We start from the raw sequence: 13,874 nt of genomic DNA, 5'->3' as shown, positions 1-13,874 counted from the left end.
TCTATGGCTCCAGATACCTTTCTGGAAGCATTCGGACATGCAGAAGCCGGACGATGAAGATATCGGCTTGCCGAATGCGATAGTAGATCATGTGGCTTGCATACCGATGACGCCGATAGGCGCGCCCGCTGCGCTCATTGACAAAGGTTGACCCAATCTCTGGATGGGACGCCAGCAGATCAAATGTCTGTTCCATGCCCGCTGCATAGATATCCGTTTGCCTTTCGCCGAAGCCCGCGAGGCTTGCGGCAAGCAACTGGCCGATATCCTCCTCTGCGCGCCGCGACAGGACATAGCTACCGGCCATGGTGCCGCGCTTTGGCCTCCGCCAGGATGTCCTTCATAGAGCGATGGCTTTCACCGCTGGCTTCCCCCTCATCCAGGGCGTTCAGCAAGGCCTCATGTTTCGCCTCTTCCTGCTCAAGCAATCGCAACGCCGCCCGAACAGCTTCGCTGGTTGAGCCGTAGCGTCCAGTGGCTGTCAGCCGGGACAGAAAGGCAGTGAAGTGATCGCCGAGATTGATGCTGGTGGTGCTGCTCATATCCGATAATCCTCCAGGACACGTGCCAGATTACTAGAATATAGTAATGCAGACAAGCGCACCAAATCTCCTGTCACCGGCGACCACTCCCATTTCCTGTTTCCATGTCGCGGCGGGGCTGGCACTTGGCCGTCCCCCGCTGTATGCGTTGCGGTAGGATGAAACCCTTGACCAGCATGCGGGACCGGCAGTGGCAGTCTATACCGATATCAACGAAATCGACCTGAAGGCCTTTCTCGCCCAGTATGAGGCGGGTGAACTCCTGTCCTACAAGGGCATTGCCGAGGGCGTCGAAAATTCGAATTTCCTGCTGCACACATCGACGCATCCGTTGATTCTCACGCTCTATGAGAAGCGCGTCGATCCGGGCGACCTTCCGTTCTTTCTCGGCCTGATGCATCACCTCTCCGAGCGTGGCCTGTCCTGCCCCCTGCCGCTGCCGCGCAAGGACGGTGCCCTGCTGGGAGAACTGTCCGGCCGTCCCGCCGCGCTCATCACGTTTCTTGAAGGTATGTGGCTTAGGAAGCCGGAGGCGCGTCATTGCCGCGAGGTCGGCGCGGCACTGGCCAAGATGCACATCGCTGGCGAGGGCTTCGACATCAAGCGCCCCAATGCCCTATCGCTCCAGGGCTGGCAGGTGCTGTGGGACAAGTCCGAGGCCCGGGCCGATGAGGTGGAGCCGGGCCTGCAGGCGGAGATCCGCGGCGAACTCGAATTTCTGTCCAAGACCTGGCCGACCGACCTGCCAGCCGGCGTCATCCATGCCGATCTGTTTCCCGATAACGTCTTCTTCCTCGGTGACGAACTCTCCGGCCTGATCGACTTCTATTTCGCCTGCAATGACTTCCTCGTCTATGATCTGTCGATCTGCCTCAATGCCTGGTGCTTTGAGAAGGACGGCGCCTACAACATCACCAAGGGCATGGCGATGATCGAGGGCTACCAGTCCGTGCGGCCGCTCTCCGCGGCGGAGATCGCAGCCCTGCCGATCCTGTCGCGCGGCTCCGCGCTGCGCTTCTTCCTGACGCGTCTCTATGACTGGCTGACGACGCCCGCCGGCGCCCTGGTGGTCAAGAAGGACCCGCTGGAATATCTCAAGAAGCTGCGCTTCCACCGTCAGGTGAAGAACAGCGCGGAATACGGATTGACCTCATGAAGCATGTCGAAATCTTCACCGACGGTGCCTGTTCGGGCAATCCCGGCCCGGGCGGCTGGGGCGCAATCCTGCGCTATGGCGAAACCGAGAAGGAATTGTTCGGCGGCGAGGCCGAAACCACCAACAACCGCATGGAGCTTCTGGCCGCGATATCGGCGCTCAGCGCGCTGAAGAGCCCCTGCGAGGTCGATCTTCATACCGACAGCAAATATGTCATGGATGGCATCTCCAAGTGGATCTTTGGCTGGAAGAAGAACGGCTGGAAGACGGCGGACAAGAAGCCGGTGAAGAATGGCGAGCTGTGGCAGCAGCTCGATGCCGCCAACCAGCGCCACAAGGTCAAATGGCACTGGGTCAAGGGCCATGCCGGCCATCCGGAAAACGAACGGGCTGACGAACTGGCGCGCCGCGGCATGGAGCCGTTCAAGAAGGGCAATGCCCACCGCGCCCTGATGGGCGGCTGATTTCTCCTGTGGAGAACTCGCGGCCAGCGATCTGTTTGCGCCATCACCGACGGGAATGCGGCGCATCGTGCCGCGCGGCCGGCTTGCCAAGCGGGGCTCAGCGCCTATTGTTCGGCAAGAAAATCAGAGAGGGAGGCTCGGCATGATCCTGCATTGCGTATTCCTGCGCTTCAAGGCGGCCATCCAGGAAGCTGAAAAACAGGCGCTATACGAAGGCATCGCCGCCCTTAAGGAGTTCATTCCGGGCATGGTCGATGTCAAATACGGCCACAATGTCTCGCCGGAAGGGCTGGATAGCGGCTTCGTCGATGGTTTCATCGTGACCTTCGAGGACAGCGTGGTGCGCGACTATTACCTCAACCATCCCGAACACAAGATCGTTGGCGAACGCATCGTCAAGGCCACCGATGGCGGTCTCTCGGGCATCATGGTCTTCGATCTGGAATACTGATTGGCCAAAGGCCTGGCGCCATGCCGGGCCCCACTCTTCTTGCCGCGAACGGATCGTCCAACCGAAATGAGTTCCATCGTCATCGTCCTGGCGCTGTCCGCGGCCATTCTCCACGCCACCTGGAATGCCTTCCTGCGCAGCGGCGGTGATCGTCTTTGGACGGTGACGGTGATGAGCTTTTCCGGCACGCTGGTCGCCATCCCCTTCGCCGCGATCTATCCTTGGCCGGCGGCCGGCGCCTGGCTCTACATCGTCCTGTCAGCGGCGCTTCAGACCGCCTACAGCGTCTTTCTCGTCGCCGCCTATCGCAAGGGCGAGTTGGGCCAGGTCTATCCCGTTGTCCGCGGCATCGTGCCGATGCTGGTGACCGTCGGCGGCTTCCTCGTCGCAGGCGACCGCCTCACCACATGGCAGGTGGTCGGCGTGACACTCGTGGCCATGGGCATCATGAGCCTGGCGCTCGGCCGTGGGCGCGCACCGCTGTCCTCGCTGCTCTATGCCCTGCTGACCGGGATGATCGTGGCAAGCTACGCGACGGTCGATGCCCGCGGGGTCCGCGAGGCCGGCCATGCCGGCGCCTATGCCGCCTGGGTGGTCATCATCTTCGGCACATTCCTGCCGCTGACTTTCGTCATCGCCCGCCGCGGCATGCGTGTGGACTTCCGTGCGCCCGATACGCTGAAGGCGCTCGCTGGCGGCCTGGTGGCGCTGGTGTCCTATGCGCTGGTGGTCACCGCCTTTTCGCTCGGCCCGGCAGGTCCCGTGACCGCACTGCGCGAAACAAGCGTCGTCTTCGCGGCGCTGATCGGGTGGCTTTTCCTGGGTGAGGTGCTGACGCCCCGTCGCCTTGCGGCCTGCATCATCGTGGCGCTGGGCGCCGTTTGCCTGGGCTATTTCCGGTAGGAAGGCCGCGGCAGGGATCCGCCGCGGCCCAAATGCAGCTATCAGAGCTGCTCGATCATCGTGGCGGCGCTGGAGACGGTCGCCTGGCCCGGATTGTCCTCGACATTGATCGACTTCACCACGCCGTCATCGACGAGCATGGAATAGCGCTTGGAGCGAACGCCGAGGCCACCGCCGGAGAGATCGGCATCGAGGCCGATCGCCTTGGTGAAGCTCGCATCCCAGTCGGCCAGGAAGTGGATCTTGCCCATGCCGCCGGAATGCTGCGCCCAGGCGCCCATCACATGCCAGTCATTGACGGAGATCACGGCGATGTCGTCTACGCCGCGGGCCAGGATCGCATCGCGATTTTCCAGGTAGCCGGGCAGGTGGTTTAGCGTGCAGGTCGGCGTGAATGCGCCGGGCACCGCAAACAGCACCACGCGCTTGCCGGCAAAAAGATCCGACGTCGAGATCTCGACCGGGCCATCCGCGGTCTTTTCCTTGAAGGTCGCGGCAGGCAGCTTTTCGCCAACGGCAATCGTCATCGCAGTCTCTCCTTTGGTTGTGAAATGCCAGCGGCAGCGTCCGCCGGTCTGGGTCAGGAAAACGTCTGCGCGGAATATAGTTGGCGGTCAATCGAAGGCAAGCGGGCTTTCCATCGCCCGCGTGCCGGAAACCGCCAGCACGCTCCAGCTCTGGCCAGAAAAGGTATAATTCCGGGGCAGCTTCTCGATGGGAAAGACGGCACGATAGTTGCCATCGGGCGCACGGCGCCCTTCAAAATGGGTAAAGACATAGCCGCTGGGGCCGGTTACGAAGAGTTCCGGCTCGCCGCGCGCGGTCTTTGGCAGTTGCAGGTTCACCGTTAATTGCTTGAGGTCCGCGGTCATCTCGAAGGACGCGACCTTGAAATCGTCAGAGGGCGCTTGCGGCATGGTCGCAGCAGCGCGTGCGATCACCGCAAGCGCCTCCGCATCCTTTGTCGCATCGGGAGTCAGCGGCAGCGAAAAACTCGCCTGGAAGGGAATGCAGATATTGCGACAGATACCGATGAAGGCGGTGGCGTTCAGAGGAACATTTGCCGCGTCAGCGGCCGCCTCCAGCGTGAAGGTGAAGGTCACCGGCCCATCATAGCCGATATCCCTAACATCGCCGACATCGATCCGCCGCGGCACGGGATAGGCAAGCGCAGAGATCATGTAGGGGCTGCCGGGATCGGCGGCCAGCTGCGGCGGAATTCCGCTGTCACCCGGCTCGCGCCAATAGGTGATCCAGCCGGGCAGGGGCTCGATCTCGAGGGCACCCGCGCGGCGGCCCTCGGCGTCAGGTGGAGCGAGAATCAGTCGCATGCGACCGCCCTCATTGCTGGTCCATTCTGAAGTTGCAGCCGAGCAAACAGGTGCCGACAGGCAGAAGATCAGCATGATCGGCGTCAGCGCACGCAAGAAGAGCGGAAATTTCAGTGTCATGCCCTTCCCATAATTCATGGCTCGTGGATGAACCAGCCTCGGATTCGCCCTGCTCATCATTTTCAGTTGATTGATATGAGTCTATGCCCCACATTCGTTGACGGGGACAATACCTGAAAAGCCGCAGGGACGCGGTGACACATATGAGGTGGAAGCGTGATGGCTTTTTCTACGCTCAAGAAGGAACGCGAACGCGGCTTCCTGGATGGACAGTTCCTCATTGCCATGCCCGGAATGGCCGATAGCAATTTCGCCCGTTCCGTTGTCTATATCTGCGCCCATTCGGATGCCGGCGCCATGGGCTTCATCATCAACCGGCCGCAATCCGTGACCTTCCCGGAGGTGCTGCTGCATCTCGAACTCGCCGACAAGAACGATGTGATCATGCTGCCGAAGCACACCCGTGAGTTTCCGATCCAGGCCGGCGGCCCGGTGGAAAGCGGCCGCGGTTTCGTGCTGCATACGGATGACTATATCGGCGGCTCCTCGATCCCGGTCAGCGACGACATCTCGCTCACCGCCACGCTCGATATCGTCAGGGCCATCTCCGACGGCCGCGGCCCCCGCCGCGCCACCATGCTGCTGGGCTATGCCGGCTGGGGACCGGGCCAGCTGGAAAACGAAATCTCCAACAATGGCTGGCTCAACTGCGCCGCCAGCGAAGACCTGATCTTCGACACCGCGCTCGACGCTAAATACGACCGCGCGCTGGCGCTGATGGGTGTGAGCCCCGCCATGCTGTCCATGGATGCCGGGCACGCGTGAGGCTGCAAGGATGCAAGCGCGAACAAGCGAATGGATCCGAACACAGCGTTCGATACTTACGTCCGTCTGCGCATCGACCTTGGTAATTGTTTTGTTTTGCGCTGCATCAGCAGAGGAAGCCAAACGCGACAGCTACGATGAGGCAGAGATGGAGCGGGTGTCTTCCCTCGTTGCAAGTGGACAATGCGAGGCTGCCTGGAAAGTCCTGTGGGGGCATGTGGTTGATGGCTCGGCAATTGCCGGAGGGCAGCTCGTTGCCGGGCTCCCCTATATCGACTTGACGCCGCCCATGGCCCTTCCCAAGACCGAGGACGTCGATGAGTGGCGAAATGATCCTGCAGCGAGGGAATTGATGTATTTCCTTACCGACGTTGCATTTGCGATTGATGGCCGGAATATCAGTCGGTATTTTCAGGACATTCGGCAGTTGAGGCATGATTTCCTGCGTGAGCGCTGGGGTGCTGATGCCATTGGGCGCTACGAAGCCGCAGGCTGTTTTGGCCCTCAAGCGGCAGATTCCTGTTGGGACGCCGCCAAATGGTTTCCTGAAATACGCAGCCTTAGGGATTGGGACGCGGAACTTTCAAAAAACGCGGAGAATGGGATCGTTTCGAAATGCGTAGAGCCGATGCATGCGTATCGGGACAAGATGAATGATGACGATCTCAGCGGAAGCGAAGGGGCAACCGACCGTTAGTTGGTGGCTGGCCCGACTGCGCGGCCAGCGAAGACCTGATCTTTGGCGCCGCGCTTGAGGCCAAACAAGCCCGCGTGCTGGCGCTGATGGGTGTGAGCCCTGCCATGCTGTCCATGGATGACGGGCACGCGTGAAGCCCGCATAAAGCTTGAGGCGCAGATGATTTTGCAGCGTAAGTATGGATGGAATAATTCGGTTGCCGGTCGTCTTCGTCGGTGCATTCTGCCGCTCGTGGCCGCATGCATTTTTCTGATACGGTCCGACGCTATAGCAGAACCTGTTCACGCAGATCGCTACGACGAGGCTGAGCAGGCGAGGGTAGTTGCGCTTTTCCAAGCGAAGAAATGTGACGAAACGTGGGAAGCAATCTGGCCCCACGTGAAGGAAGGGTCACCCGTTGCCGGGCAGAACATGCTTTTGGCGATAGGTTTTCTCGGTCTTTGGCCACCATGGCCTCAGGTGACAGCAAACGATATGTCCGAAATTGAGAGTAACCCTGCGACGAAGCATTGGCAGCAGTTTGTCGCCGACATTGCGTTCGCCATGGACGTTCGCAAAATCCAGAGTTCCAAGGAAAGACTAGAGACTCAAGAGTTCAAGCAGCAGTTTCTCGAACAAACGTGGAGTTCGGAGATGCTGAAACGATATGACGCAGAGGGATGCCTGGGGGTTGATCCCCGCGCAACCTGTATGGACCCCGTGCTGTGGGAACCGGAAACCCACAGCATGAGCTATTGGGACGCACAGATTATCGCAAACAAGACTCTTGGCCTGAAGGCCCGGTGTCAGGTTCCCATGCATGGGCAAAAGTAGCGGTTCACTGTTGCATTCAAAGCCGTCAACCCACTCAAGCCCCCACGGCCTTTTTCACCTGCGGGAAGCGCTCCTTCAGCAGTCGCTGAACCGAATCGGCGCCGATCGGGGCGCCGAAGAGGTAGCTCTGGCCGAGCTGGCAGCCCATTTCGGCGAGTTCGGCAGCGTCCGCTTCGGTCTCCACACCCTCTGCCACCACCTGCATGTCAAGGTCGCGGGCCATCGTGATGATCGAGCGCAACAGGATGGGGCGCTTTTCGCTGCGGTCGCAGACCAGCGCCTTGTCGAGCTTGATCGTATCGAAGGGGAAGCGGGTGAGATAGGCGAGCGAGGAATAGCCGGTGCCGAAATCATCCAGCGCCAGGCTGATGCCGGTCTCCTTGAGCTTGGCGAGAACTAGCCGTGCCTGCTCCGGATTTTCCATCACCACGGATTCGGTGAGCTCCAGCTTGATGCGCGCCGGCGAGCATTGGGTCTTGGCAAGCAGCGCCCTGATGTCGTTGTAGAGCTCGTTGTTGAGAAGCTGCGAGCTCGACAGGTTGACCGACACGAAGATCGGCAGGTCGACGATCTGCCGCTCCCAGTCCATCAGTTCCGTGCTGGCGCGTTCCAGCGCGAACATGCCGAGCGGCTCGATAAGGTCGGAGAGTTCCGCAATCGGGATGAATTCGGATGGTGGAATGCTGCCGCGCTTGGGGTGGTCCCAGCGCATCAGGGCTTCGAAACCCGCCACGCTGCCATCTGCCAGCCGCATGATCGGCTGGTAGACCATGGAGAGTTCCTTGCGGTCCAGCGCGCGGCGGAGATCGGTTTCCAGCTGCAGCCGGTCCGTGCCGTTGCTGCGGAAGGCCGGGCGGAAAGGTTCCACCCGGTTCCCACCCGCCCGCTTGGCGCGATACATGGCAAGCTCGGCATCCGACAGCAGGCTCGGCGCGCTTTCCTGCTGGTCGACAAAGGTGGAGAGGCCGATCGAGGCTGTCAGGATGATCTCGCGATTGGCGAAATTGATCGGCACCATGATGGCTTTGGAGATCGCATCGGCAAAATCCGCCACCTTGGCCGGATCCCGCTCTGAAACGAGGATAAGGCCGAACAGATCGCCCGATAGCCGCGCCAGCGTATCCTGCGGCTTCAGCAGACGCCGCAGGCGGCGGGTCAGCGCGATCAGGATATTGTCGCCGGCGGCAATGCCGAGCGAATCGTTCACCTGCTTGTAGCGGTCGATATCGATCGCCATCACGGTCGGCCGCACGCTGTCGCCGCCCGCCGCCAGCGTCAGCACGGATTGCAGGCGGTCGAGAAAGACTTCCCGGTTGGGCAGGCCCGTCAGGTTGTCATGCATCGCGTCCTGCAGCAGCCGGTCGATGGAGTTCTTCTGCTCCGTCACGTCGAAGATCGTGCCGACGCAGCGGATCACCTCGCCATTGGAGCCGAGAACCGGCCGGGCGCGGATATGCAGCCAGTGGAAGTGCCCGTCTTCGGCACGAATGCGGAATTCGTGGTTGAGCCGGCCTTTGCGATGCTCCAGCAGCACGTCGAGCGTGGCGCGGAAACGGTCGCGGTCATCGGGGTGCAGGCGCGGCAGCCAGTTGCGCGCCGGGCCGTGCAGGGTGCCGGCGGCAAGGCCGAGGCGCACCGAAATGTCGGGGCTGGTCACCACGCGGTCACGCGCCACGTCCCAGTCCCACACCGTATCGCCCGATCCCGTCAACGCCAGCGACTGGCGTTCAAGGTCGGAGAACAGGCCCTGCTGATAGGCGCCGCCGGCAAAGGCGTGCTGCATGACGGTGAAGCCGATCAGCAGCACGATCAGCACGAGGCCACCACCGAGTGCCGGCTGGATGATGTCGTTGTCGAGGCGGCCCGTGATCGTCAGCCAGCCGCCGAACAGCCAGACGATGAACAGCGCCCAGGTCGGCACCAGCAGGATGGCCCGGTCATAGCGATGCATGCCGAGATAGACGATCAGGATCACGCCCACGGTCGCCGTCAGCGCGAATGACAGGCGCGCAATGCCCGAGGCGATCGATGGATCGTAGATCGCGACGCCGAACAAGAGGCCGAGGCCGAGGATCCAGGCGAAGGTGGCATAGCCCAGATGCGCATGCCAACGATTGAGGCTGAGATAGGTGAACAGGAAGATGACAAGGCTGGAGGCCAGCGCCACCTCCACGCTCGCCCGCCATATGCGCTCATCACTTGAGGCAATCGAGATCAGCTTTTCGATGAAGCCGAAATCCACGCAGATATAGGCCAGAACCGCCCAGGCCAGAGCCGCTGCCGCCGGCAGCATTGAGGTGCCCTTGACCACGAACAGGATCGTCAAGAACACCGCAAGCAGACCGGCAATGCCGAGCACAATGCCGCGATAGAGCGTGAAAGCGTTGATCGTGTCCTTATAGGCATCCGGCTCCCACAGATAGATCTGTGGCAGATGCGGGGTTGCCAGTTCCGCGACGAAGGTGACGACGGCGCCCGGGTTCAGCGTGATGCGGAACACGTCGGCCTCTTCGCTCGGCTGGCGATCCAGCGCAAACCCTTCCGACGGGGTAATCGCATAGATGCGCTGCGAGCCGAGATCGGGCCAGAACAGTTGCGAGCTGGCAAGCCGGAAATGCGGGGCGACGATCACGCGCTCTAGCTGCTCTTCCGAGACATTGGCGAGTGAGAAAACCGCCCAGTCGCCCTGGTGCTTCGCATCGCTGGAGCGAACCTCGATGCGTCGGCGAATGCCGTCAGCGCCGGCTGCGGTCGAGACCTGGAAGGCCTCACCCTGGTTGCTGTAGATCTCGACCGTCTTGGAAAGATCGACGGCCGTATCCTCGCGAGAGATCTTCACCGGTTCGGCGGCAAGTACTGCCATCGGCTGCAGCATCATCCAGGCCGCCAGCATCGACAGGCAGAGCAGCAACGCGCGGAATCGTCCCGCCGGCGTCAGCCGGGTCAGCCATGGCTCTGTGCGCGGCCCGGTCATAGGTAATCCGTGAACTTGGGAGCAGGCATGTTGTCGGCCAGCCGCGAAAACATGACATGGTCGCGCCACTGACCGTTGATTTTCAAATATTCCCGCAAGATACCTTCCCGCTCAAAGCCAGCTTTTTCGAGCAGCCGGATACTTCTGTCGTTGTCTGGAATACAGGCAGCCTCAATCCGGTGCAACTGCAGCTTCCCGAAGATATAGGGTATTGCCAGCTGAAGTGCGGCAAACATATGGCCTTGGCCTGAATGCCGCTCGCCCATCCAGTAGCCGATCATGCAGCATTGCGCCGCACCGCGCCGGATCAGGCCGATCGTCATGCCACCCAGCAGCAGTTTTTCCGGCCGGGAAAACAGGAGAAGCTGCAGCGACAGGCCGGAATGATATTCCTGTTCCGCCCGGATGACCCTGGAGCGAAACGCCCGTTCCGTCAGCTCGTCCGCGCGCCAGGTCGGCTCCCAGGGCTGCAGAAAGCTGCGGCTTTCATAGCGAAGCTTGTGCCATTGCTCGAAGTCGGAATAGCGCGCCAGCCGCAGCAGATGTGCGCCGCTTTCGATCTCCGGCTTGTCGGATTGGCGGGTGAGGAAACGGAACACGGACCGGGTCATAAAATGCCCCCGGGGGACATGGGGCGGCGACCCCTAGTCATGAGGATGGACCAAGCCGCCGCCACGTCTGTTTCAACCGAGCGCTTTGAGCGGCTTCGCCTGGCCGGACGACAAGGCGCCGGTGATCTGCGCCATGGGAGCAAGCTGTTCCAGCGGGCCGATGGCCGAAAGCGTCGGTGCGGTGTCAAAGAACAGCCGGCCGGCAAGGTCCGTCAGCCGCTGCGTGGTGATGCCGGACAGGCGCTCCATCAGTTCGTCATTCGGGATCGGCCGGCCATAGAGCATCATCTGCCGTGCGATCTGGCCCGCACGCGCGGCCGGGCTTTCCTGGCCCATCAGCAGCTGGGCTCGGATCTGCGCCCGTGAGCGTTCGATTTCCTGCTGGTCGACATGATCGGCGACCTTGCGCAGTTCATCGAGAATGACAGGCACGAGTTCCGGCAGGTTTTCGCCGCCGGTTGCCGCATGAATGCCGAAGATGCCGGTGTCGGAAAAGCCCCAGTGGAAGGCATAGACCGAGTAGCACAGGCCACGATGCTCGCGCACTTCTTGGAACAGGCGCGACGACATGCCGCCGCCAAGGATATTGGCGAGGATCTGCGAACAATAGAAGTCGCGCACGTGATAGGCACGACCTTCGAAACCTAGCAGTACCTGCGCATCCATCAGGTCGCGGCTTTCGCGCCGCTCGCCGCCGGTATAGCGGGCGGCCTCGATGACGGGCGCCACGTCGGGCTTGGCGGCGATCGAGGAAAAACGCTCCTCGACCTGGCGCACGAAGCTGTCATGATCGACAGCGCCGGCGGCGACCACGAACATGCGGTCGGCGGTGTAGTTACGCGAGAGATAGGCGCGGATCTCGTCGCTGCTGAAGGAATTCACCGTATCCGGCGTGCCGAGGATCGGCCGTCCGAGCGTCTGGTTCTGGTAGGCAAGTTCCGAAAACGTATCGAACACCACGTCATCGGGCGTGTCGTTGGCAGCGCCGATTTCCTGCAGGATGACATGCTTCTCGCGGGAGAGCTCTTCCTCGTCGAACTCGGATTCCGTCAGGATATCCGCGAGGATGTCCACTGCCAGCGGCACATGGTCCTTCAGCACACGCGCATAATAGGATGTCGTCTCGGTCGAGGTGGCGGCGTTCAACTCGCCGCCGACATTCTCGATCTCCTCGGCGATCTGCCGGGCGGTTCGCTTGCGCGTGCCCTTGAACGCCATGTGTTCCAGAAGATGGGCGATCCCGTGTTCGGTTTCGGTCTCGTTCCTCGCTCCCGACTTGATCCAGGTGCCGAGAGCCACGCTCTCGAGATGCGGCATGGTCTCGGTTACGACCGTAAGCCCGGATGGCAACCGGGTGCACTCAACATTCATGATCCGTCTTTCTGCGTCTCTTTCTGGGTCGCGCGGGCATGATTGCCGACAAAGGTTTCGACGGCTTTAAGCTCGGCATCCAGTATTTCGAAACGCTCCTCCCTGTCCATCAGATCAGCAAGCCACGAAGGCAGCGCCGGGTCAATACCACTGGCCGCCTTGACGGCCGCCGGGAACTTCGCCGGATGCGCCGTGGCAAGCGTAATCATCGGACTATTGGCCTTTTCGTGCTTCTTGGCAACAAAAACACCAACGGCGGTATGGGGGTCCAACAGGTAGCCGGTTTCCTTCAGCGTCTGCTTGATGGTCTGCGCCACCTGCTTTTCGCTGGCGCGACCGGCGTTGAACGTCTTGCGGATCGCCTTCAGGGCCGGGTCCTTGATCTCGAAGGCGCCGGATTGCTTGAGGCCGGCCATGGCCGAGCGGATCGCCGAGGGCTCGCGATCATAGGCCTCGAACAGCAGGCGTTCGAAATTCGAGGAAATCTGGATGTCCATTGAGGGCGAGGTGGTGGCATGAACGCCGCGCATCTCGTAGCGGCCGGTTTTCAGGGTCCGCGCCAGGATGTCATTCTCGTTGGTGGCGATCACGAGCTTGTCGATTGGCAGGCCCATCTGCTTGGCGACATAGCCGGCGAAGATATCGCCGAAATTGCCTGTCGGCACCGTGAACGAGACCTTGCGGTCCGGGCTGCCGAGCGAGAGCGCTGCGGTGAAATAATAGACCACCTGCGCCATGATGCGGGCCCAGTTGATCGAGTTGACCCCGGACAATTGCACCCGGTCGCGGAAGCCGGTGTCGTTGAACATCGCCTTCACGAGGTTCTGGCAATCGTCGAAATTGCCGTTGATCGCCAGCGCATGGACATTGCTGTCGCCTGACGTCGTCATCTGCCGCTGCTGGACTGGAGAAACCTTGCCATGCGGAAACAGGATGAAGATGTCGGTCGCCGCGCGGCCGGCAAAGGCGTCGATGGCGGCACCCCCGGTATCGCCCGAGGTCGCGCCGACGATCGTCGCCCGCTCGCCGCGGCTCTGCAGCACATGGTCCATCAGCCGCGCCAGCAATTGCATGGCCACGTCCTTGAAGGCGAGCGTCGTGCCGTGGAAGAGTTCCAGCACGTAGGAATTGGCACCTGTTTGCACCAGCGGCGCCACGGCCGGATGGCGGAAGGTGCCATAGGCTTCGTCAATCATCTTGCGGAAGACGTCGTCCTCGATCTCGCCGTCGACGAAAGGAGCCAGCACGGCAAAGGCCACCTCCTGGTAGGACTGGCCGCGCAGGGCACGGATTTCCTTCTTCTTCATATGCGGCCACTTCTTCGGCAGATAAAGGCCGCCGTCGCGGGCGAGGCCCGTCAGCAGAGCGTCGCAGAAGCCGAGCACGGGGGCTTCGCCGCGGGTCGAAATATAGTCCATCTTCGTCATCCTTGCTGGCGGAGGAACAGGTTTGGCTGGTCGGCCGGAATTCTAGAGTGGCGCGCCCGGTCCTGCCTGTCCGTTTGCGTCGACCTGCCGACGCAGAGCTTCACGCTATCAGTTGCATCGGCGCGGCTTCGGGTCAGGTCTTTGCGGGCCATCTCGCCGGCGAGACGGAAGGGAGATGAAAATTGAAGCAAATTGCCGGCTACCCAATCGATTTTTCGGTGAGCCGCTGATATAGACCATCGACAAGGG

15 protein-coding genes are annotated in these 13,874 nt (G+C 61.4%); 7 read left to right on the top strand and 8 right to left on the bottom strand.

Annotated elements, in window-relative coordinates; genetic code table 11:
• Position 1 precedes the first annotated feature (1 nt).
• Both B9A97_RS14140 and B9A97_RS14135 read right to left on the bottom strand, forming a co-directional pair.
• On the bottom strand, positions 2 to 307 hold the full coding sequence (locus tag B9A97_RS14140) for a type II toxin-antitoxin system RelE/ParE family toxin (RefSeq protein WP_084365999.1): 306 nt from the start codon (positions 305 to 307) through the stop codon (positions 2 to 4).
• Complete coding sequence (locus tag B9A97_RS14135) at positions 297 to 542, bottom strand: type II toxin-antitoxin system ParD family antitoxin (protein WP_084365998.1); 246 nt, start codon at positions 540 to 542, stop codon at positions 297 to 299. Before B9A97_RS14135 ends, B9A97_RS14140 begins: the two co-directional genes overlap by 11 nt.
• A 190-nt stretch (positions 543 to 732) precedes the next feature.
• On the opposite strand from B9A97_RS14135, the gene B9A97_RS14130 reads away from it, so the two are divergent.
• The 4 genes from B9A97_RS14130 (at position 733) to B9A97_RS14115 (ending at position 3,516) form a co-directional block, all read left to right on the top strand.
• Positions 733 to 1,698, top strand: a complete 966-nt coding sequence (locus B9A97_RS14130) for a homoserine kinase (protein ID WP_084365997.1) — start codon at positions 733 to 735, stop codon at positions 1,696 to 1,698.
• A complete protein-coding gene (rnhA, locus tag B9A97_RS14125; protein WP_084365996.1) occupies positions 1,695 to 2,162 on the top strand; it encodes a ribonuclease HI in 468 nt (155 codons plus the stop codon). Before B9A97_RS14130 ends, rnhA begins: the two co-directional genes overlap by 4 nt.
• A 142-nt stretch (positions 2,163 to 2,304) precedes the next feature.
• On the top strand, positions 2,305 to 2,613 hold the full coding sequence (locus B9A97_RS14120; RefSeq protein WP_084365995.1) for a Dabb family protein: 309 nt from the start codon (positions 2,305 to 2,307) through the stop codon (positions 2,611 to 2,613).
• 66 nt (positions 2,614 to 2,679) lie between these two features.
• Positions 2,680 to 3,516 (top strand): DMT family transporter, encoded by an 837-nt coding sequence (locus tag B9A97_RS14115; protein WP_084366128.1) that lies wholly within the window; start codon positions 2,680 to 2,682, stop codon positions 3,514 to 3,516.
• Positions 3,517 to 3,557: 41 nt separating this feature from the next.
• On the opposite strand, the gene B9A97_RS14110 is transcribed toward B9A97_RS14115, so the two are convergent.
• Complete coding sequence (locus B9A97_RS14110) at positions 3,558 to 4,043, bottom strand: peroxiredoxin (protein WP_084365994.1); 486 nt, start codon at positions 4,041 to 4,043, stop codon at positions 3,558 to 3,560.
• An 87-nt stretch (positions 4,044 to 4,130) separates the two neighbouring features.
• Positions 4,131 to 4,967 carry a protein-disulfide reductase DsbD domain-containing protein gene (locus B9A97_RS14105; protein WP_244564226.1) on the bottom strand — a complete coding sequence of 279 codons (837 nt, stop codon included), beginning with the start codon at positions 4,965 to 4,967 and terminating at the stop codon, positions 4,131 to 4,133.
• 159 nt (positions 4,968 to 5,126) lie between these two features.
• Between B9A97_RS14105 and B9A97_RS14100 the strand changes: the two genes are divergently transcribed.
• The 3 genes from B9A97_RS14100 to B9A97_RS14090 all read left to right on the top strand — a co-directional run bounded on the left by B9A97_RS14100 (position 5,127) and on the right by B9A97_RS14090 (position 7,242).
• The gene (locus tag B9A97_RS14100; RefSeq protein ID WP_084365993.1) at positions 5,127 to 5,732 is read left to right on the top strand and encodes a YqgE/AlgH family protein; all 606 of its coding nucleotides are present in this window, start codon (positions 5,127 to 5,129) and stop codon (positions 5,730 to 5,732) included.
• Between the two features lie 79 nt (positions 5,733 to 5,811).
• A complete protein-coding gene (locus B9A97_RS14095) occupies positions 5,812 to 6,429 on the top strand; it encodes a hypothetical protein (RefSeq protein ID WP_143530463.1) in 618 nt (205 codons plus the stop codon).
• Positions 6,430 to 6,546: 117 nt separating this feature from the next.
• Positions 6,547 to 7,242, top strand: coding sequence for a hypothetical protein (locus B9A97_RS14090; protein WP_084365991.1), 696 nt, complete (start codon positions 6,547 to 6,549; stop codon positions 7,240 to 7,242).
• Positions 7,243 to 7,276: 34 nt separating this feature from the next.
• Here B9A97_RS14090 and B9A97_RS14085 read toward each other — a convergent pair whose 3' ends face one another.
• From B9A97_RS14085 to thrC, 4 genes are all read right to left on the bottom strand, one after another.
• Entirely contained in the window at positions 7,277 to 10,216 is a 2,940-nt protein-coding gene (locus B9A97_RS14085; protein WP_084365990.1) for an EAL domain-containing protein, read from the bottom strand.
• Positions 10,213 to 10,827 carry a GNAT family N-acetyltransferase gene (locus B9A97_RS14080; protein ID WP_084365989.1) on the bottom strand — a complete coding sequence of 205 codons (615 nt, stop codon included), beginning with the start codon at positions 10,825 to 10,827 and terminating at the stop codon, positions 10,213 to 10,215. The genes B9A97_RS14085 and B9A97_RS14080 overlap by 4 nt, the downstream gene beginning before the upstream one ends.
• A 72-nt stretch (positions 10,828 to 10,899) precedes the next feature.
• A complete protein-coding gene (locus tag B9A97_RS14075) occupies positions 10,900 to 12,201 on the bottom strand; it encodes a M16 family metallopeptidase (RefSeq protein ID WP_084365988.1) in 1,302 nt (433 codons plus the stop codon).
• Positions 12,195 to 13,625 carry a threonine synthase gene (gene thrC / locus B9A97_RS14070; RefSeq protein WP_179145285.1) on the bottom strand — a complete coding sequence of 477 codons (1,431 nt, stop codon included), beginning with the start codon at positions 13,623 to 13,625 and terminating at the stop codon, positions 12,195 to 12,197. The genes B9A97_RS14075 and thrC overlap by 7 nt, the downstream gene beginning before the upstream one ends.
• Positions 13,626 to 13,874: the final 249 nt, after the last annotated feature.

This window comes from Rhizobium sp. RU36D (genome assembly GCF_900176345.1).
In the GTDB taxonomy this organism is placed as follows: domain Bacteria; phylum Pseudomonadota; class Alphaproteobacteria; order Rhizobiales; family Rhizobiaceae; genus Allorhizobium.
The sequence above is the reverse complement of the archived record's forward strand: the minus strand, read 5'-3'. Positions and strand labels throughout refer to the sequence as shown.